Annotated in this window: 15 protein-coding genes and 1 tRNA gene; 9 read left to right on the top strand and 7 right to left on the bottom strand. The window is 68.0% G+C overall.

Annotated features, from left to right (window positions below; all coding sequences use genetic code 11):
- Window positions 1-6: 6 nt before the first annotated feature.
- From HND92_RS13790 to rimO, 4 genes are all read left to right on the top strand, one after another.
- Window positions 7-2,220 (top strand): bifunctional (p)ppGpp synthetase/guanosine-3',5'-bis(diphosphate) 3'-pyrophosphohydrolase, encoded by a 2,214-nt coding sequence (locus tag HND92_RS13790; protein WP_228403809.1) that lies wholly within the window; start codon window positions 7-9, stop codon window positions 2,218-2,220.
- Between the two features lie 60 nt (window positions 2,221-2,280).
- Window positions 2,281-2,357, top strand: a tRNA-Val gene (locus tag HND92_RS13785).
- A gap of 199 nt (window positions 2,358-2,556) precedes the next feature.
- Entirely contained in the window at window positions 2,557-3,126 is a 570-nt protein-coding gene (gene phaR / locus HND92_RS13780; protein ID WP_011806272.1) for a polyhydroxyalkanoate synthesis repressor PhaR, read from the top strand.
- A 27-nt stretch (window positions 3,127-3,153) separates the two neighbouring features.
- On the top strand, window positions 3,154-4,545 hold the full coding sequence (gene rimO, locus HND92_RS13775) for a 30S ribosomal protein S12 methylthiotransferase RimO (protein WP_015913872.1): 1,392 nt from the start codon (window positions 3,154-3,156) through the stop codon (window positions 4,543-4,545).
- 92 nt (window positions 4,546-4,637) lie between these two features.
- Here rimO and HND92_RS13770 read toward each other — a convergent pair whose 3' ends face one another.
- From HND92_RS13770 to HND92_RS13760, 3 genes are all read right to left on the bottom strand, one after another.
- A complete protein-coding gene (locus HND92_RS13770; protein WP_011806270.1) occupies window positions 4,638-4,997 on the bottom strand; it encodes an FKBP-type peptidyl-prolyl cis-trans isomerase in 360 nt (119 codons plus the stop codon).
- Window positions 4,998-5,125: 128 nt separating this feature from the next.
- A complete protein-coding gene (locus HND92_RS13765) occupies window positions 5,126-5,431 on the bottom strand; it encodes a helix-turn-helix domain-containing protein (RefSeq protein ID WP_011806269.1) in 306 nt (101 codons plus the stop codon).
- A gap of 174 nt (window positions 5,432-5,605) precedes the next feature.
- The gene (locus HND92_RS13760; RefSeq protein ID WP_047349488.1) at window positions 5,606-6,508 is read right to left on the bottom strand and encodes a LysR family transcriptional regulator; all 903 of its coding nucleotides are present in this window, start codon (window positions 6,506-6,508) and stop codon (window positions 5,606-5,608) included.
- A 111-nt stretch (window positions 6,509-6,619) separates the two neighbouring features.
- On the opposite strand from HND92_RS13760, the gene HND92_RS13755 reads away from it, so the two are divergent.
- From HND92_RS13755 to HND92_RS13745, 3 genes are all read left to right on the top strand, one after another.
- Window positions 6,620-7,591: a hydroxymethylglutaryl-CoA lyase gene (locus HND92_RS13755; RefSeq protein ID WP_172207799.1), complete on the top strand. Its 972-nt coding sequence runs from the start codon at window positions 6,620-6,622 to the stop codon at window positions 7,589-7,591.
- Window positions 7,592-7,632: 41 nt separating this feature from the next.
- Window positions 7,633-8,841, top strand: a complete 1,209-nt coding sequence (locus HND92_RS13750; RefSeq protein WP_172207797.1) for a CaiB/BaiF CoA-transferase family protein — start codon at window positions 7,633-7,635, stop codon at window positions 8,839-8,841.
- Between the two features lie 96 nt (window positions 8,842-8,937).
- Entirely contained in the window at window positions 8,938-9,939 is a 1,002-nt protein-coding gene (locus tag HND92_RS13745; protein WP_172207793.1) for a tripartite tricarboxylate transporter substrate binding protein, read from the top strand.
- 44 nt (window positions 9,940-9,983) lie between these two features.
- Here HND92_RS13745 and HND92_RS13740 read toward each other — a convergent pair whose 3' ends face one another.
- From HND92_RS13740 to dnaG, 4 genes are all read right to left on the bottom strand, one after another.
- The gene (locus HND92_RS13740) at window positions 9,984-10,442 is read right to left on the bottom strand and encodes an isoprenylcysteine carboxylmethyltransferase family protein (protein WP_172207790.1); all 459 of its coding nucleotides are present in this window, start codon (window positions 10,440-10,442) and stop codon (window positions 9,984-9,986) included.
- Between the two features lie 164 nt (window positions 10,443-10,606).
- Window positions 10,607-11,566, bottom strand: a complete 960-nt coding sequence (locus tag HND92_RS13735; RefSeq protein ID WP_172207788.1) for a ketopantoate reductase family protein — start codon at window positions 11,564-11,566, stop codon at window positions 10,607-10,609.
- Window positions 11,567-11,770: 204 nt separating this feature from the next.
- The gene (rpoD, locus tag HND92_RS13730) at window positions 11,771-14,164 is read right to left on the bottom strand and encodes an RNA polymerase sigma factor RpoD (RefSeq protein WP_172207786.1); all 2,394 of its coding nucleotides are present in this window, start codon (window positions 14,162-14,164) and stop codon (window positions 11,771-11,773) included.
- A 285-nt stretch (window positions 14,165-14,449) separates the two neighbouring features.
- Entirely contained in the window at window positions 14,450-16,396 is a 1,947-nt protein-coding gene (gene dnaG / locus HND92_RS13725; RefSeq protein WP_172209330.1) for a DNA primase, read from the bottom strand.
- Window positions 16,397-16,491: 95 nt separating this feature from the next.
- Here dnaG and HND92_RS13720 point away from each other — a divergent pair, with 95 nt between their 5' ends.
- Both HND92_RS13720 and HND92_RS13715 read left to right on the top strand, forming a co-directional pair.
- Entirely contained in the window at window positions 16,492-18,138 is a 1,647-nt protein-coding gene (locus tag HND92_RS13720; RefSeq protein WP_088886322.1) for an acyl-CoA synthetase, read from the top strand.
- 59 nt (window positions 18,139-18,197) lie between these two features.
- On the top strand, window positions 18,198-19,415 hold the full coding sequence (locus HND92_RS13715; RefSeq protein WP_172207784.1) for a multidrug effflux MFS transporter: 1,218 nt from the start codon (window positions 18,198-18,200) through the stop codon (window positions 19,413-19,415).
- Window positions 19,416-19,454: the final 39 nt, after the last annotated feature.

The following is a 19,454-nucleotide window of genomic DNA, read 5'->3' as shown; positions in this document are numbered from 1 at the left end:
CTGCCCATGGGGCAGGGCGCGGCCGCCGGGCCCCGACCCGAGGCGGTGCCGCAGCTCATCGCAGCCACCGCGCAGGCGGGACCGGAGCATGCCGACGCCCTGGTGCGCGCCCGCGCCTTTGCCGAGCCGCTCTTGATCGGCGAAACGTTGGAAACCGGAGAGAACACCCTCGTCCATGCCGATGCGGTGTCCGCCATCCTCAAGCACCTGGGCGGCTCGGAAACCATGCAGGCGGCGGCCTATCTGGTGTATGCCTGCTCGCACCTGAACAAGCCCGAGGAAGTGATCACCAAGGCCTTCGGCAGCAATTTCGCCGCGCTGGCGCTGGAGACCACCAAGCTCATGCGCGTGCAACTGCAGGCGCGCGAGGCGCAGGTGACGGGCCAGCAGGTGGACGATGCGGCCACGCAGACCGAGAACGTGCGCAAGATGCTGCTGGCCTTCTCGCGCGACCTGCGCGTGGTGATGCTGCGCCTGGCGTCCCGCCTGCAGACGCTGCGCTTTTATGCCGCAGCCAAGCGCCCGGTATCGCCGGCCATCGCGCGCGAGGCGCTGCAGGTGTTCGCGCCGCTGGCCAACCGCCTGGGCATCTGGCAGATGAAGTGGGAGCTGGAAGACCTGGCCTTCCGCTTCCTGGAGCCCGAGACCTACAAGGAAGTGGCCCGCCTGCTCGACGAGAAGCGCGTGGAGCGCGAGCTGTACATGGAGCAGGTGCGCAGCCGGCTGGAGTCCGAATTGCGCGCGCGCAGCATCAGCGCCAGCGTGCAGGGCCGGCCCAAGCACATCTACAGCATCGTCAAGAAGATGCGCGGCAAGTCGCTGAACTTCGACCAGGTGTTCGACATCCGTGCGCTGCGTGTGGTGGTGCCGAGCGTCAAGGACTGCTATGCTGCTTTGAGCTGGGTGCACAGCCAGTTCAAGCCCATCGAGGCGGAGTTCGACGACTACATCGCCCGCCCCAAGCCCAACGGCTACCAGTCGCTGCACACCGTGGTGCGCGACGAGGCGGGCAAGGCCATCGAGATCCAGATCCGCACCCAGGCCATGCACGACCATGCCGAGCATGGCGTGGCCGCGCACTGGGCCTACAAGGAGGCGGGCACCAAGGGCTACGCCGGCGTGTCGGCCAGCAGCGAGTACGACGCCAAGATCGCCGTACTGCGCCAGCTGCTGGCGTGGGAGCGCGACCTGGTGGGCTCCGCCAGCCGCAGCGGGTTGTTCGAAGACCGCATCTATGTGCTGACCCCGGACGCGGCCGTGGTGGAACTGCCCCAGGGCGCCACTCCCGTGGACTTCGCCTATGCCGTGCACACCAGCGTCGGCCACCGCTGCCGGGGCGCGCGTGTCGACGGCAACATGGTGCCGCTGAACACGCCGCTGCAGAACGGCCAGACGGTGGAGATCACCACCGTGAAGGAAGGGCGTCCTTCGCGCGACTGGCTCAACCCGGAACTGGGCTACCTCACCAGCAACCGCGCGAAGGCCAAGGTGCGCGCGTGGTTCAACGCACAGGCCACCCATGCCACGGTGGCGCGCGGCCGCGAGCTGGTGGAAAAGCTGCTGCAGCGCGAGGGCAAGACGGCCCTCAAGCTTGACGACCTGGCGGTGCAGCTGGGCTTCAAGTCGGCCGAGGCCTTGTTCGAAGTGGTGGGCAAGGACGAATTCTCGCTGCGCAGCATCGAGACCCTGTTGCGCCCACCCGAGCCGGCGGTCGACGAGCCTGACGTGCTGCTCAAGAAGGCGCGCACACCCGACGGCGCGCCCAAGGGCGGCGTGCTGGTGGTGGGCGTGGATTCCCTCATGACGCAGTTGGCCAAGTGCTGCAAGCCCGCGCCGCCCGATGAGATCCGCGGTTTCGTCACGCGCGGCAAGGGCGTGAGCGTGCACCGCGCCGACTGCAGCAACTTCCGCGAGATGGCGGCGCGCAATGCGGAGCGCGTGATCGACGTGGAGTGGGGAAAGTCGCAGCGCGCCGCCGGAGAAGCCGCCGTCTACCCCGTGGACGTGGCGGTGGAAGCCTCGGACCGCCAGGGCCTGCTGCGCGACATCTCGGAAGTGTTCGCCCGTGAGAAGACCAACGTCATCGGCGTGCAGACACAGTCCGTCAAGGGAACGGCATGGATGACCTTCACCGTGGAAGTGTCCGATGCGGGGCGGCTCAACAAGGTGCTGGGTATCGTGGCCGCGGTGCAGGGGGTGCGCTCGGCGCGCCGGCGATGACGGCCGCCAGGGCCGAGGCGGCATTTTTTGCTGCTATACTCCCGCTTCTCGAACAAACACAGGCGCGTAGCTCAGCTGGTTAGAGCACCACCTTGACATGGTGGGGGTCGTTGGTTCGAGTCCAATCGCGCCTACCATTTCTCTCTGCTGAAGCCACCCAGACTTCAGCATGCAAAGAGAGAAATTCTGTACAAAACGCCGCTCGACAGAGCGGCTTTTTTGTTTCCGGATCCCCCGCATTCCGCCTGGAGCAGGCGGTCGTGCAGGCCATCAGGGTATTCCTGCGCGCTGCGCGGGTGCGGCCTGCCTAGAATCTGCTGCACTGCAATACAAGCCATGACGGGCCATGTACCCGAGGAGCCGCCTGTGCCAGACAAGAACCCAGCACCCGACCCAAAAACCGCCCAGCGCGTGATCAAGAAGTACCCCAACCGCCGGCTGTACGACACGTCCACCTCCACCTATGTCACGCTGGCCGAGGTCAAGCAGCTGGTGATGCAGGGCGAATCCGTCGTGGTGCGCGACGCCAAGACCAGCGAAGACCTCACGCGCAGCATCCTGCTGCAGATCATCCTGGAGGAGGAGGCAGGCGGCGCGCCGATGTTCAGCGAGGCGGCGCTGGCCAACATCATCCGCTTCTATGGCCACGCCATGCAGGGCTTCATGGGCGCGTACCTGGAAAAGAACGTGCAGATGTTCACCGAGATCCAGGCCAAGCTGGCCGAGCAGTCGCAAGGCCTCACGCCCGAGATGTGGACGCAATTCATGAATCTGCAATCGCCCATGATGAAGGGGCTGATGGGCAACTACGTGGAGCAGTCGCAGAACATGTTCCTGCAGATGCAGGACCAGATGCAGAAGCAGACCGAGCAGATGCTGGGCGCGTTTGGCCTCAAAAAGCGCTGAGCCCGGCAGAACTGGGAAAATGCGGGGATGAGCCAAGCACTCTCCCCCGCCAAGACCCCCAAGATCGGGTTCGTCAGCCTCGGCTGCCCCAAGAACCTCACCGACTCCGAACTCCTCCTCACGCAACTCAGCGCCGAGGGCTACGAAACCTCCAAGACCTTCGAGGGCGCAGACCTCGTCATCGTCAACACCTGCGGCTTCATCGATGAAGCCGTGAAGGAAAGCCTGGACACCATTGGCGAGGCCTTGGCCGAGAACGGCAAGGTGATCGTTACCGGCTGCCTGGGCGCGCGCGCCGGCGAGACGGGCGGCAACCTCGTGAAAGAGGTACACCCCAGCGTGCTGGCCGTGACCGGGCCGCATGCGGCGCAGGAAGTGATGGAGGTCGTGCATACCCACTGCCCCAAGCCGCACGACCCCTTCCTTGACCTGGTGCCGGGCAGCTTCGGCGAGGCGGGCATCAAGCTCACGCCGCGCCACTATGCCTACCTGAAGATCAGCGAGGGCTGCAACCACCGCTGCACCTTCTGCATCATCCCCTCGATGCGCGGCGACCTGGTGTCCCGCCCGGTGGGCGATGTGCTCAAGGAAGCCAAGGCGCTGTTCGAGGGCGGGGTGAAGGAACTGCTGGTCATCAGCCAGGACACATCGGCCTATGGCGTGGACGTGAAGTACCGCACGGGCTTCTGGGACGGCAAGCCCGTCAAGACGCGCACGCTGGAGCTGGTGCAGACGCTGGGCGAGATGGCCGCCACCTACGGCGCGTGGGTGCGCCTGCACTATGTCTACCCCTACCCGAGCGTGGACGACATCATTCCGCTGATGGCGCAGGGCTTGGTGCTGCCGTACCTGGATGTGCCCTTCCAGCACAGCCACCCTGACGTGCTCAAGCGCATGAAGCGCCCCGCCAGCGGCGAGAAGAATCTGGAGCGCATCCTGCGCTGGCGCGAGGCCTGCCCGGAGATCGTGATCCGCAGCACCTTCATCGCGGGCTTCCCCGGCGAGACGGAAGAAGAGTTCCAGCACCTGCTGGACTTCGTGCGCGAGGCGCAGATCGACCGTGCGGGCTGCTTTGCCTACAGCGACGTAGAGGGCGCCGCCGCCAACGAGCTGCCGGGCATGCTGCCCATGGAACTGCGCGAGGAGCGCCGTGCGCGCTTCATGGCGGTGGCGGAGGAAGTCTCCACCGCCAAGCTGCAGCGCCGCGTGGGCCAGACCATGCAGGTGCTGGTGGACCAGGCCGTGGGCCTGGGCAAGAAGGGCGGCGTGGGCCGCAGCTACGCCGATGCGCCCGAGATCGACGGCGTGGTGCACCTGCTGCCGCCCGAGAAATTCAGCAAGACCTACAAGGTGGGCGACTTCGTGAAGGCGCGCATCGTGGGAACGCAGGGGCATGACCTGGTGGGCGTGCCGGTGTAATCAACGGCGGCCATACACGCCCACAAAAAAGGGAACGTGCGAACCACGTTCCCTTTTTTTCGGGCGCCCCGCCAGCGGGGCGCGGAGTTCCGTCAGACGCCGACGGCCAGCAGCTCCACGTCGAACTTCAGCGTGGCGTTGGGCGGGATCACGCCGCCGGCGCCGCGTGCGCCGTAGCCCAGGGCTGCCGGGATGATCAGTGTGCGCTGGCCGCCGATCTGCATGCCTTGCACGCCCTCGTCCCAGCCCTTGATGACCATGCCCGCGCCCAGGGGAAACTCGAACGGGTCGTTGCGGTCGCGGCTGGAATCGAACTTGGCGCCTTGCTGGCCGTCGTTGTAGAGCCAGCCGGTGTAGTGCACGCGCACCGACTGGCCGCGCGTGGCCTGCGCGCCGGTGCCGACGACGGTGTCTTCATACTGCAGGCCGGAGGCGGTGGTGGTGAATGCCATGGTGAACGGTTCCTTGATTTGATTCAAAAAAGATAGCTGTTAGCGCTTATCCAATAAGCGCTAGGGGCCAAAAAGACCAAAACCCGCACACGGCGGGCTGGTGGGGGCCGAAGGGCTTGCGGGGCGCTTTACTTCTTCACGCGCGCGGCGGACCAGCGGGTGGCAAAAGCCTGCACATCGGACAGGCGCTTGAGCAGATCCTGGCCCACGGGGGTGACGGTGTAGCCGTCGCTGCCGTGGTCCAGCAGCCCGCACTCGCGCAGTTCCTTGATGCGGGTGTTGAGCGTGTTGGGCGTGATGCCGCCGACGCTGTCTTGCAGCAGGCGGAACGTCTGCGGATGGCCGTCGCGCAGGGCCCACAGCACGCGCAGCGCATAACGGCATTCGAGTTTCTCGAACAGCTGGTTGACGGCGGCGTTTTCCTTGGAGCTCATGAACGCTTCTCCTTGCGCATAGGGTGGTGGGGTGCCGCGCCGCGCAGGCGCGGAGCGGCAGTGGTTGCAAAAAACGATAGCAATATAGCCTGGAAATGTACCTGCTACAAGTTTAGTAGCTCGTTGCGTCCGGCTGACATGTGCAAACCCTGAAAAATGGGGTAGCCATGCGGCTCACTCCGGCGCCCTGCGCACGAGGTGCTCCACCAGCAGCCGGGCGGCGGGTGACAGGCCCTCCTCGCTGCGAAAGCAGATGGCAAAGCGCCGCCGTGCCCAGCCGTCGGCCAGCGGAATCACCCGCACGCCGGTGGCGGCGGCAAACGGCTCGGCCACTTCGCGTGGGATCACGCTGATGGCCAGGTTGGCGCGCACCACGCGCAGCGCAGCGTCGAAGTTGGACACCTGCACGCGGTGTGCCAGCATCTTGCCCTCCACGGCCGCGGCGCGCGCCAGCAGCACCTGCACGGCGCTCAGCGCCGGCATGCTGACGAACTCATGCCCCAGCACGTCGGCAAAGCGCACGCGCGCCGACTGGGCCACGGGGTGATCGGGGTGGGCGACGATGGCCAGATGGTCGTGGCGGTAGCTGCGGGTCTGCAGCCCCTGCAGGTCCGCCGCGTCCCAGCAGATGCCCACGGTGGCGCTGCCCTCGCGGATGCCGCGCACCACCTCGGGGCTCACGCGCTCCTCCATGCTCACCTGGATGTCGCGGTGCGCGGGGTCCTGCAGGAACGCTGCTACGTCGTCGGCCAGCGACTCGGCCATGACCGAGGCGGTGACCAGCATGCGCACCTGTCCGCGGATGCCGGTGTTGAACGCGGCCATGTCGCGCTCGATGCGCCCCACGCTGGCCAGCATCTCGCGCGCATGCTCCAGCAGCGCCTCACCCGCCGGGGTGGGCGCCACGCCATGCCGGCGGCGCACCAGCAGGCGCGCGCCCACGGTGTCTTCCAGTTGCGCCAGCCGCTTGCTGACGGCCGAGCCCACGATGGCCTCCTGCTGCGCAGCACGCGCAATGTTGCGGTGCTCGCACACGGCGACGAACAGCTTGAGCGAGAGCAGGTCGGGCAGACGCATGAAAATTTCCGTTTGGGAACGCTTGGGGTTCCTAAATTGAGGTTTCGTAGTGTGCTGGAATTTTTAAAATCCACAACGGCACTGACGCACATCAACCCTCCAGGCAATTCCATGGCTTCGCTACCCACCCTCTGCGACCCGCGCCCCGGCCACGCCACCGTGCGCGAGGTGGGCCTGCGCGATGGCCTGCAGAGCATCGCCACCACGCTGCCGACAGCACACAAGATCGCCTGGCTGGACGCCGCCTATGCCTCCGGCCAGCGCGAGATCGAGGTGGGCTCCTTCGTGCCCGCGCGCCTGCTGCCGCAACTGGCCGACACCGCCGAGGTGCTCGCGCATGCGCTCACGCTGCCGGGTTTGGTGGCCTCGGTGCTGGTGCCCAACCTCAAGGGGGCCGAGCGCGCCATCGACGCGGGTGCGCACTGGATGATCGTGCCTCTGTCGGCCAGCCATGCGCACAGCCTCGCCAACCTGCGCAAGACGCCCGACGAGGTGGTGGCGGAGGTGGCCCGCATCCGCGCCACCCGCGATGCGGCGGGCAGCGCGACGCGCATCGAGGGCGGCGTGGGCACGGCCTTCGGCTGCACGCTCCAGGGCGACGTGGCCGAGGACGAGGTGCTGCGCCTGCTGCAGGCGCTGCTGGATGCCGGCGCCGACCGCGTGAGCCTGGCCGACACCGTGGGCTATGCCGATCCGGCCGGCGTGCAGCGCCTCTTCGAGAAGGCGCGCACGCTGGTGGGCGACCGCCTGGCCGCCGCGCATTTTCACGACACGCGCGGCATGGGGCTGGCCAACTGCTACGCCGCCTGGCAGGCGGGCATCACGCGCTTCGACGCCTGCCTGGGCGGTATCGGCGGCTGTCCGCATGCGCCCGGCGCCAGCGGTAACGTGACCACCGAAGACCTGGCCTTCATGCTGGAGCGCATGGGGCTGTCCACGGGACTCGACGTGGCCGCGCTGCTCGCGCTGCGCCAGCGCGTGCAGGGCTGGCTCGCGGGCGAGACGCTGCATGGCACGCTGTGGCAGGCCGGTCTGCCGCGCCACGCGGGCGCTTCTGTTTCCACCCTGGCGCACCCTGCCTGAGTGGGCGCGCCTGTTTTGCCTCTTTCTCTTTTTTGAACGCCATGGATTCCAACGCTTCCTCTTCGCCCCGGCTGCCCCTGGAGGGCCTGCGCGTGGTGGAGTTCACCCACATGGTCATGGGCCCCACCTGCGGCATGGTGCTGGCCGACCTGGGCGCCGAGGTCATCAAGGTCGAGCCCGTGGATGGCGACCGCACACGCCACCTGCTGGGCGCGGGCGCGGGCTTCTTTCCCATGTTCAACCGCAACAAGAAGAGCATCGCCATCGATCTGCGCAGCCGCGCGGGACTGGAGGTGGCCATCCGCCTGGCCTCGTCGGCCGACGTGGTGGCGCAGAACTTCAAGCCCGGCGTGATGGCCAAGTACGGCCTGGACTACGCGGCCCTGTCGCGCCTGAACGAGCGCCTGGTGTATGTGAACCACACGGGTTTCCTGCCCGGCCCTTACGAGCACCGCACGGCGCTGGACGAGGTGGTGCAGATGATGGGGGGGCTGGCCTACATGACCGGCCGCCCGGGCGACCCGCTGCGCGCCGGCAGCAGCGTGAACGACATCATGGGCGGCATGTTCGGCGCCATCGGCGCCATGGCGGCGCTCATGCAGCGCCAGCAGACCGGGCGCGGCCAGGAGGTGGACTCGGCGCTGTTCGAGAACAACGTGTTCCTGGTCGGCCAGCACATGATGCAGTACGCCGTCACCGGCCAGCCCGCCGCGCCCATGCCCGACCGCATCTCGTCCTGGGCGGTGTACGACGTGTTCAGCGTGAAGGACGGCGGCCAGATCTTCCTGGCCGCGGTGAGCGACGCGCAGTGGCAGACCTTCTGCGACGCCATGGGCTATGCCGACCTCAAGGCCGACCCGCGCTATGCCACCAACAACGACCGCGTGCGCGCGCGGCCCACGCTGTTGCCCGAGCTGCGCCAGCGCCTGGCCGCCCACACGGCCGATGCACTGGCGGCGGTCTTCGAGCGCCATGGCCTGCCGTTCGCACCCATCCTGCGGCCCGAGCAATTGTTTGACGACCCGCACCTCAACGCCACGGGCGGCCTGGCCGAGATCACCCTGCCCGACGGGGAGCGCGCGGGCGGCACCGCACGCACCACGCTCATGCCGCTGCGCCTGGACGGCCAGCGCATGGGCGTGCGCCTGGACCCACCGCGGCTCGGCCAGCACACGCAGGATCTGCTGGCAGGCCTGGGCTACACGGCCGAGCAGGTGGCCGCGCTGCGCGCGTGCGCGGCCGTGGCCTGAGGGGTATCAATCGGGCCACGGCCTTGTGCATGCGTGGCCCGCCAATCCCTGAGTCCGCGCTTTCTGAGACCCCTATAAAAACCACCGGAGACACCCATGCCCCTCGATGCATTCCCCGCACCCCGCCGCCTCACGCGCCGCCAGGCGCTGGCCTGGAGTGCTGCCCTCTGTGCGCCCGCGCTGGCGCATGCGCAGGGCCCCGGTGCGGCCGACCGGCCGCTGCGCGTGATCCTGCCGCTGTCGGCCGGCTCGGGCGCGGACGGTGCCATCCGCGCCATTCAGGCCAGCCTGTCCAGGGCGCTGGGCCAGGCGGTGGTGATCGAGAACCTGCCCGGCGCGGGCGGCATCACGGGCACCACGCAGCTCGTGCGCGCGCCCAAGGACGGCTCGGTGATCGGCGTGGTGTCCAACAACCACGTGGTGAACCCGCATGTGTACCCATCGGCGCCTTTCGATGCCATCGAGGACATCACGCCCATCACCGTGATCGGCGCCACGCCCTTCGTGCTCGTCGCCCATCCCTCGGTGCAGGCCCGGAACGCGCGCGAACTCATCGCGCTCGCCAAGGCCAAGCCCGGGGTGCTCAACTACGGCTCATCGGGCAACGGCACCATCCTGCACCTGGGCGCGGCCATGTTCGTGGACCAGGCGCAGCTGGACATCAAGCACATCCCCTACCGCGGCATGGGCCCGCTGATGAATGACATCCTGGGCGGGCAGGTGCAGCTGGGCGTGGTGGCCGTGGCGCCGGCGGCCGCGCACATCAAGTCCGGCAGCCTGCGCGCGCTGGGCGTGACCACGGCTGCCCGCGTCCCCTCGCTGCCCGGCGTGCCCACCCTCGCCGAACAGGGCCTGCCGCGCTATGAACTGGAGGGCTGGATCGCCGCCGTGGCGCCTGCCGGCGTGCCCCCGGCGGACGTGGCGCGGCTGTACCACGGCTTCAAGGCCGCGCTGGCCATGCCGGAGGCGCGCGACGCGCTGGTGGCGCAGGGCTACGAGATCAAGCTCACGCCGCCCGATGCCTCGGCCGCGTTCTTTCGCAGCGAACTGGCGCGCATGGGGCAGGTGGTGAAGAGCGCCAGCGTGAAGATGGACTGACTTCGCTATCGTTCAAGGAGCTGTCAGCGCTTGCTGGATAAGCGCTACAGCCACCTGCGCACCCTGGATCGATAGGCGGCGAATTCCGGCCCGAACTTCTGCGCCAGCACCCGCTCTTCCGGAACGATCTGAAAGCGCGTGATGTAGGCCACGAACGCCGCAACGCCCAGCAGCGCCAGCGGCGCACCCAGGTACACCGTCCATGCGAGCAGCAGGAGGGCGAGGCCCACGTACATCGGGTTGCGCGTGACGCGGTACACGCCGCCCACCACCAGCGCCGAAGCACCGCCCGGCCGCAGCGGGTTGACGGTGGTGCGCGCGCGCCGAAACGCGTGCAGGCCGGCCACGTCGAACGCCAGGCCCACCAGCGCGAGCAGGACGGCCGCCGCGGTGCGCGGCGCGCTGTCCGTCACGCCGCCGCTGGCCTGCGCGGTGAACCACATCGCCACGCCGGCAAGGGCGGCGACGAGCGGCGGAGGGATCTTGTGTTCAAGCCAGTGCATGGGTGTGGGCCGCCGGACGCCCGGCAGCGGAAAAGGTGGTGGACGCACGCGCAGCCAGTGTAGGCCGGTCCCGAGGCGGCGCCCAGCCCGCGGTGCGGCGCGTCTGCGTTGTGGCGATTCAGAATGTTTTTGGCCTCCAGCGCTTACCTATCAAGCGCTGGCAGCTATGTTTTTTGATGGTCCTGGGGGCCACGCACGCCACTGGCCTCGGCCATGCGTACCAGCACCAGCAGCGCGCGGTTGACCGGCGTGGCGACACCCAGCGCGGCGCCGCGCTGCACCACGTAGCCATTCAGGTGGCCGATCTCGGTGGGGCGGCCCCGTGCCAGGTCCTGCGCGGTGGAGGACCGTTGGCCCGCCATGCTCTGCGCGATGCCGCGCACGGCCGCGTGGATGTCTGCGGGAAGGTGCACTCCGTCCGCCTGCGCCACGGCCAGGCATTCGGCCACGACGTCGGCGATCACATCGGTCGCGCCGTCCTGCTGCACCAGCCAGCCGTAGGGCTGCTGCACGATGGCCGACAGCGCGTTGTAGGCGCAGTTGATGACCAGCTTGGCCCACAGGGCGCTGCGCACGTTGTCCGACACCTCGGCGGGGATGCCCGCGTCGCACAGCTCCCGCGCCACGCGCGCGCTGGCGGGCGACGGGCCGATCACCAGCTCACCCCGCCCGAAGTGACGCACGTGCCCAGGCCCGGCCATGGCAGTCGCCACATACACCACGGCGGCCGCCACGGGGTGCGCCGCGCCCAGCACGGCGCGGGCGCGCTCGTCGTTGTCCACGCCGTTTTGCAGCGTGAGCACCAGCGCGCCCGGTGCCAGGTAGGGCTGCATCTGGCGCGCCGCTGCTTCGGTGTCGGTGGACTTCACGCACAGCAGCACCACGTCGGCGCCACGCACGGCGCTGGCATCGGTACTGGCCTCCAGTGGCACATGGGTGTCCTGCGTGGCGGTTTGCAGTCGCAGGCCGTGGGCCTGGATCGCCTGCACGTGGTCCGGGCGGCCGATGAGCGTGACCGCGTGGCCCGCACGCGCCAGCAGGGCGCCAAAGTAGCAGCCCACCGCGCCTGCGCCCATCACGGCGAAGCGCAGACGGCCGGTGTGCGAAGGGGTGTTCAGAGGCATGGCGGGCAGCTTTCAGGAAGGACGGGACGGCCATTGTCCACCGATCGGGCGTTCCATGTTTTGCTATCAAAAATATAGCTGCTGGCGCCTGCTGTATAAGCGTGAAAAGCCGATTTGGCTTGAAACCCTGACGCGCAATAAAAAACGCCCCGGCCGAGCGGCGGGGGCGTTGGCAGCGCGAGGTGTGCGCGGAAGATGCGTGGCTTACAGCGAGTCGATGAAGCTGCGCAGCTTGTCCGAGCGGCTCGGGTGCTTGAGCTTGCGCAGCGCCTTGGCCTCGATCTGGCGGATGCGTTCGCGCGTCACGTCGAACTGCTTGCCCACTTCTTCCAGCGTGTGGTCGGTGGACATTTCGATGCCGAAGCGCATGCGCAGCACCTTGGCTTCGCGCGGGGTCAGGCCGTCGAGGATGTCCTTCACCACGTCGCGCAGGCCGGCCTGCATGGCGGCGTCCACGGGTGCGGTGTTGTTGCTGTCCTCGATGAAGTCGCCCAGGTGGCTGTCGTCGTCGTCGCCGATGGGGGTTTCCATCGAGATCGGCTCCTTGGCGATCTTCATGATCTTGCGGATCTTGTCCTCGGGGATCTCCATCTTCGCGGCCAGGATGGACGCATCGGGCTCGAAGCCGAACTCCTGCAGGTGCTGGCGGCTGATGCGGTTCATCTTGTTGATGGTCTCGATCATGTGCACCGGGATGCGGATGGTTCGAGCTTGATCCGCGATGGATCGTGTGATCGCCTGGCGGATCCACCACGTGGCGTAGGTCGAGAACTTGTAGCCGCGGCGGTATTCGAACTTGTCCACCGCCTTCATCAGGCCGATGTTGCCCTCCTGGATCAGATCCAGGAACTGCAGGCCGCGGTTGGTGTACTTCTTGGCGATCGAGATCACCAGGCGCAGGTTGGCCTCGATCATCTCCTTCTTGGCGTCGCGCGAGCTGGCTTCACCCGCGTTCATGCGCTTGTTGATCTCCTTGAGCTCGGACAGCGGCACCACCACGCGCGCCTGCAGGTCCATCAGCTTTTGCTGCAGTTCCTGGATCGGCGGGATGTTGCGCTGCATCACGGCGCTCCAGGGCTTGCCGGCGGCGGCCTGCTTCTCGACCCACTGCAGGTTCAGCAGGTTGGCCGGGAAGTCCTTGATGAAGGTCTCCTGGGGCATACCGCACTTGTCCACGATGATGCGGCGCAGCTCGCGCTCCATCTTGCGCACGTCGTCCACCTGGGCGCGCACCATGTCGCACAGCTTCTCGATGGTCTTGGCCGTGAAACGGATGGTCATCAGCTCTGCCGAGATCTCGTGCTGCACCTTCATGTACGCGGGACCGCCGTAGCCGTCCTTGTCGTAGATCTTGTGCATCTTCTCGAACAGCGCGCGCAGCGTGTCGAAGCGGCGCAGGGCCTCGTTCTTGAGCTCTTCCAGCTTCTTGGTCAGCGCCTTGGAGCCGCCCTTGCCGTCGTCGTCGTCTTCCTCGTCGAACTCGTCGAAATCCTCCTCGGCCACGTAGTCGTCGGCCTCGTTGGGATTGGAGAAGCCGTCCACCACGGTGGAGATGACGACCTTGCCCTCGCGGATTTCCTCACCCATGTTGAGGATCTCGGCGATGGTGGCGGGCGAGGCGCTGATGGCCTCCATCATGTCCATCAGGCCGCCCTCGATGCGCTTGGCGATCTCGATCTCGCCTTCGCGCGTGAGCAGCTCCACCTTACCCATCTCGCGCATGTACATGCGCACGGGGTCGGTGGTGCGGCCGAATTCCGAGTCCACGGTGGACAGGGCGGCCTCGGCTTCTTCCTCGGCCTCCTCCACGGTGGTGGCCGTGGGGGTCACGTTGTTCTGGAACAGCGTCTCGGCGTCGGGCGTTTGCTCGTACACGGCCACGCCCATGTCGCCCAGCATGGCGACCACGACTTCCATGGTTTCGGCGTCCACCAGCTTGTCGGGCAGGTGGTCGGAGATTTCCACCTGCGTGAGGTAGCCGCGCGTCTTGCCCAGCGTGATCAGCTTCTTGAGCTGCGAGCGGCGCTTGGCCATGTCCTCTTCGGACAGGACGGTTTCGTCCAGGCCGAACTCCTTCATCAAGGCGCGTTCCTTGGCCTTGCTGATCTTCATGCGCAGGGGCTTGGCCTTCTCGACCGGGGCGGCTTCGGCGGCCTCAACCACCTCGGCTTCGGGCTCGCCTTCGAGGTCGGACTCGATGTCGGACAGGTCGGCGTCGTCCTCCAGGCCTTCTTCCTTGGCCTTGGGCTTGCGGCCGCGCTTGGCAGCAGCGGTGGTGCCGGCGGCCTTGGCGGGGCGGCCGGGCTTCTTCTTGGGCGCCTCTTCGGCGACTTCGGGCTCGGCAGCAGCCGCCTTGGCGCGCGCGGGCTTCTTCTTCAACAGTTCATCAGCGGCTTTTTTCAGCTCGGCAGCAGTTTTCGGCGTGGACACAGTCTTGACTTTCGGCGCAGCCTTGGGCGCGGCGGCAGCGGCCTTGACAGGGGCGGCTTTCGCGGGCGCCTTGGCGGCGGCTTTCACAGTGGTTGCGGCTTTGGAAGCGGCCTTCGCGGGGGTGCCAGAGGCAGACTTGGGCGACTTCGCGGACTTTTGAACGGGCATGGACAACCTCAGGGTCAAAAACGGACACACAAAGAAAACACAAGCGCCAAGGAACCCGGCGCGGGCAGGCACGGCGAAGGCAGGGGCCTTCGCGGTTCGAGGGGCAAATCCTCAGGGGCAAGATGTCTGGGCGAACATTTGGTGTGCAGTCCTTGCGGTGGGGGAGGGCGGTTGTGCGCGTTTGTCACGGTTGCCTGGTCCGGAGGTGCTGCTGTCGCTCTTGCCGACAAACCGTACATTATACCGGCGCAGCAAAATTCAAGGGGCTTTGTCAAGCCCCCGAGGTCATTTTGTAAGCCCCTCTTCCAGCGCGCGGCGGCGCTCCTGCAATTGCCGGTAGCGCTCGATGGCCGCCGGGTCCTGCGAGGCCGCGGCGATCAGGGCGTTCTGCTGCAGCTTGATGGCTTCGATGAGCATGCGGTTGAGCAAGCCACGCAGTTCGGCGCGCAACTCGGTCTCGTCCCCCTCGGTCTGGGCGTGGGAGCCAGTCATCACCCGCTCGGCCAGGGCCTGGCAGTCATGGCCTGCCAAGGCCTCGCGCAGCACCGCCCAGGACTGGGGGCCGTGCTCGTGCAATTGCCCTTCCAGCCAGACGAACAGCGCGCCGTGCGGCGCGGGCTGGTCGCACAGCAGCGCGTGATCTTCGTGCGACAGCTCTTCGAGGAATTCCATGTGCGACAGCAGCAGGCGCGCGGCATGGTCGGCGCGCCCCGTGAGGGGGCGGCGCGGCAGCGGCGGCTGTGGGGGGCGCTGCTCTTCGCGGCGCCAGCGCCCGCCCTTCCATTCGCCGCCCTTGCGCCAGCGGCGTGCGGGCTCGCCACCGGCAGGGCTGCCGTATTCCATGCCCGGCGGTTCCTGCCCCCAGGGCGGCTCGTCGCCGAAGGGGGCGCCGTCATGCGCGGGCGGGTGCGCGGCGGAGCCGGGGCGCGGGCTCTCCTGCGCCCAGAGCTGGGCCAGATCCGGCGCGGGCAACTGGCCCAGTTCACCCAGCTCGGTCAGCAACTGGCGCTTGAGCGCGCCGTCGGGTAGCGCTGCCCACAGCGGGCGCGCGTTGCTCAGCATGTGGGCGCGGCCCTCGGCCGTTCCCAGGTCGCAACCCTCGCGCGCAGCCTCCAGCAGGAAGCGCGACAGCGGCACGGCGTCGCCCACATGGCGCGCGAACGCCTCCGGTCCATAGGCGCGCACGAAGCTGTCGGGGTCGTGCTCGGCCGGCAGGAAGAGGAACTTCACGCTGCGCGTGTCGCTGGCGTAAGGCAGGGCGCCGTCCAGTGCCTTGCGCGCCGCGCGCCGCCCGGCGGCGTCGCCGTCAAAGCTGAACACCACCGTGTCGGTGAAGCGAAACAGCTTGTGCACATGCTCGGGCGTACATGCCGTGCCCAGCGTGGCCACGGCATTGGGAAAGCCCAGTTGCGCCAGCGCCACCACGTCCATGTAGCCTTCGGTGACCAGGGCGTAGCCGTGTTCGCGGATGGCGTTGCGCGCCTCGTACAGGCCGTAGAGCTCGCGGCCCTTGTGGAACACCGGGGTTTCGGGGGAGTTGAGGTACTTGGGCTTGTCGTCGCCCAGCACGCGCCCGCCAAAGCCGATGCACTCGCCCTTGACGTTGCGAATGGGGAACATCACGCGGTCGCGGAAGCGGTCGTAGCGCTTGCCGTCTTCCTCGTTCACGATCACCAGGCCGCTTTCCTCCAGCAGCGGGCTGTCGTACTCGGGGAACACGCTGGCCAGGCCGCGCCAGCCCTCCGGCGCGTAGCCCAGGCCGTAGCGCTTGGCCACCTGGCCTGATACGCCCCGGCCCTTGAAATACTGGACGGCGCGCGGCGACTCGCGCAGGTGGCGTCGCCAGGCGTCGCCGGCCTTCTCCAGCACGTCGGTCAGCGTGGCCTGCTTCTGGCGCTGGGCGGCGGCGCGTTCGCGGTCCTGAGGCGAGGTGTTCTCGTCGTCGGGCACCTGCATACCGATCTGCTGGGCCAGGTCCTGCACGGCCTCGCGAAAGCCCATGCCCGCGTGGTCCATGAGAAACCCGATCGCATTGCCGTTCTTGCCACAGCCAAAGCAGTGGAAGAACTGCTTGGACGGGCTGACGCTGAATGAGGGCGATTTTTCCCCGTGGAAGGGGCACAGGCCCATGAAGTTGGCGCCGCTCTTCTTGAGCTGCACATAGCGGCCAACCACATCGACGACGTCAACGCGCGCAAGCAACTCCTGGATGAACGACTGGGGGATGGACACCGGGGTATTTTCCATCAGCCCGCCGTCAGCTGGCTTTGCTCTAATGAACGGGTCTTGCATTCCCGGCCTGAACAAGAAACAAAGGAGCCCCGCACGTGACCAGCATGTACGACCAGAATCTGCCGCGCACCGAAGCCAACCATGCGCCGCTGTCGCCCCTGTCCTTCATCGAACGCACGGCCGAGGTCTACCCCGACCGCCTGGCCATCGTGCATGGCGAGCTGCGCCAGACCTGGGGGCAGACCTACGCGCGCTGCCGCCGCCTGGCCAGCAGCCTGCGCCGCGCGGGCATCGGCAAGAACGACACCGTGGCCGTGATGCTGCCCAACACCCCGCCGATGGTGGAGGCGCATTTCGGCGTGCCCATGGCGGGTGCGGTGCTCAATGCGCTGAATACCCGGCTGGACCCGGAGACCATCGCCTTCATGCTGGACCACGGCGAGGCCAAGGCGGTGATCGTGGACCCCGAATTCGCCCCCGTGATGGCCAAGGCGCTGGCGCTGCGCCAGTCGCAGGCGCCGCTGCTGCTCATCGACGTGGAAGACGCCGTCTACGGCCCGGCCGCGCAGCGCCTGGGCACGCTGACGTACGAGGACTTCCTGGCCCAGGGTGACGCGCAGTTCGCGTGGGAACTGCCCGGCGACGAGTGGGACGCCATCGCACTCAACTACACCTCGGGCACCACGGGCAACCCCAAGGGCGTGGTCTACCACCACCGCGGCGCGCACACCAATGCCGTCAGCAACGTGCTGGAGTGGGACATGCCCAAGCATGCCGTCTACCTCTGGACGCTGCCCATGTTCCACTGCAACGGCTGGTGCTTTCCCTGGACGGTTGCGGCGCGCGCGGGCGTCAATGTGTGCCTGCGCCGGGTCGAGGCGCAGGCCATCTTCGACGCCATTCGCAACCACGGCGTCACACACTACTGCGGCGCGCCCATCGTGCATGGCCTGCTGGTCAACGCGCCTGCGGCGATGAAGGAGGGCGTTCCCGCGGGCGTGAAGGCCATGGTGGCCGGGGCAGCGCCGCCGGCCTCGATGATCGAGGGCATGGAGCAGATGGGGTTCGACCTGACCCATGTGTACGGCCTCACGGAGGTGTACGGCCCGGCCACCGTCTGCGCCAAGCACGCGGCCTGGGACGCGCTGGACATCGGCGAGCGTGCGCGCCTCAATGCCCGCCAGGGCGTGCGCTACCACCTGCAACGCGCGGCCATGGTGCTCAACCCAGACACCATGGAGCCCGTGCCGCACGACGGCGAGACCATGGGCGAGATCATGTTCCGCGGCAACATCGCCATGAAGGGCTACCTGAAGAACCCCAAGGCCACCGAGGAGGCCTTCCGTGGCGGCTGGTTCCACAGTGGTGACCTGGCGGTGCAGTACCCCGACGGCTACATCAAGATCAAGGACCGCAGCAAGGACATCATCATCTCGGGCGGCGAGAACATCTCCTCCATCGAGGTCGAGGACGTGCTCTACCGCCACCCCGACGTGCTGGCCGCCGCCGTGGTCGCCAAACCCGATCCCAAGTGGGGTGAGACGCCCTGCGCCTTCGTGGAGCTGAAGGCGGGCGCGCAGGCCACGCCTGAGGACATCGTGGCGCACTGCAAGAAGCACCTGGCGGGCTTCAAGGTGCCGCGTGCCGTGGTGTTCGGCGAGTTGCCCAAGACCAGCACCGGCAAGATCCAGAAGTTCGAGCTGCGCAAGCAGGCGGGATCGGCCGCGGCCATCGACGTCTGACGTCCGCCGAGGGCCGGCGGCGGCAGCCAGCGCCACGGCCTGGCTGCTAACCTTCCGCGATGCGCGCGTCCCCTTCGCCTTCTGCCGGCGCACCCCCGCTGTGGCTGCTGGTGCTCATCACCCTGAGCGGCACCCTGGCCATGCACATGTTCGTGCCCGCGTTGCCGGACGCGGCGCGCGCGCTCGGCGTGGGGCCCGCGGCGGTGCAAGCCACGATCAGCATCTACATCGTCGGGCTGGCGCTCGGGCAGCTGGTCTACGGCCCCTTGTCCGATGCGTTGGGACGGCGTCCCCTGCTGCTGGGCGGGCTGGCGCTGTACGCGGCGGGCAGCATCGCCGCCATGCTGGCGCCGACCGCACCGGCCCTGATCGCTGCGCGGTTCATCCAGGCGCTGGGCGGCTGCGCCGGGCTGGCGCTGGGGCGCGCCATGGTGCGCGACACCAATGGCCCGGTGGAGGCCGTGCGCACCCTGGCACTGCTCAACTTGATGATGATGGTCGGCCCCGGCATGGCGCCGCTGGTGGGTTCGGGCCTGGTGGCGCTGGGCGGCTGGCGGGCGGTGTTCGTGGCACTGGCCCTGGCCGGTGTGGCGACGCTGCTGCTTTCCTGGCACAAGGTGCCCGAAACGGGTACGCCCACGGGCCGTGTGAGCCCGGGTCGGCTGGCACGCGCCTACGCCGCGCTCTTGCGCTCGCCCACCTTCGTGGCCTATGCGGTGGGCGGTGGTTGCGCGACCACGGCGGTGTATGCCTTCATCGCGGCGGCGCCGTTCATCATCACCGATCAGTTGGGGCACCCGCTGCGCGACGTGGGCATTGCGCTGGGCGTGGTGATGGTGGGCATGGCGATCGGCAATGCGCTCACGCGGCGCCTGGCACTGAGCATGCGGCTGGGCCGGCTGCTGGTCTGGGGCAACGCGGTGAGCGTGGCCTGCGCGCTGGTCTTTCTGGCGCTGGAGCTGCTGGGCCATCTGACGCTGGAGGCCACCGTGGGGCTGATGCTGCTGTTCGTGCTGGGTGCCGGCATGGCCAGCCCGGCGGCGCTGTCCAAGGTGCTGACGGTGGATGCGCGCCACGTCGGCGCGGCTGCCGGGTTGTACGGTTTTGCGCAGATGGCGCTGGGCGCGCTGTTCACCCTGCTGGTGGGCTGGGGCTCCAACCCGGCGCTGGCCTCGTCCTGCGTGCTGCTGGGTGCGGCGCTGGTGGGGCAGGGGTGTCTGCAGTTCGCGCTGCGGCGCGAGAAGCGGGCGCGCGGCGAGCGGGTGCGCGGCGAGTAGACGCGCGGTTTCCGGAGTGAACCCTGAATGCTATTGTTT

This window comes from Diaphorobacter sp. JS3050, assembly GCF_013154915.1.
GTDB lineage: Bacteria > Pseudomonadota > Gammaproteobacteria > Burkholderiales > Burkholderiaceae_C > Diaphorobacter > Diaphorobacter nitroreducens.
The sequence above is the reverse complement of the archived record's forward strand: the minus strand, read 5'-3'. Positions and strand labels throughout refer to the sequence as shown.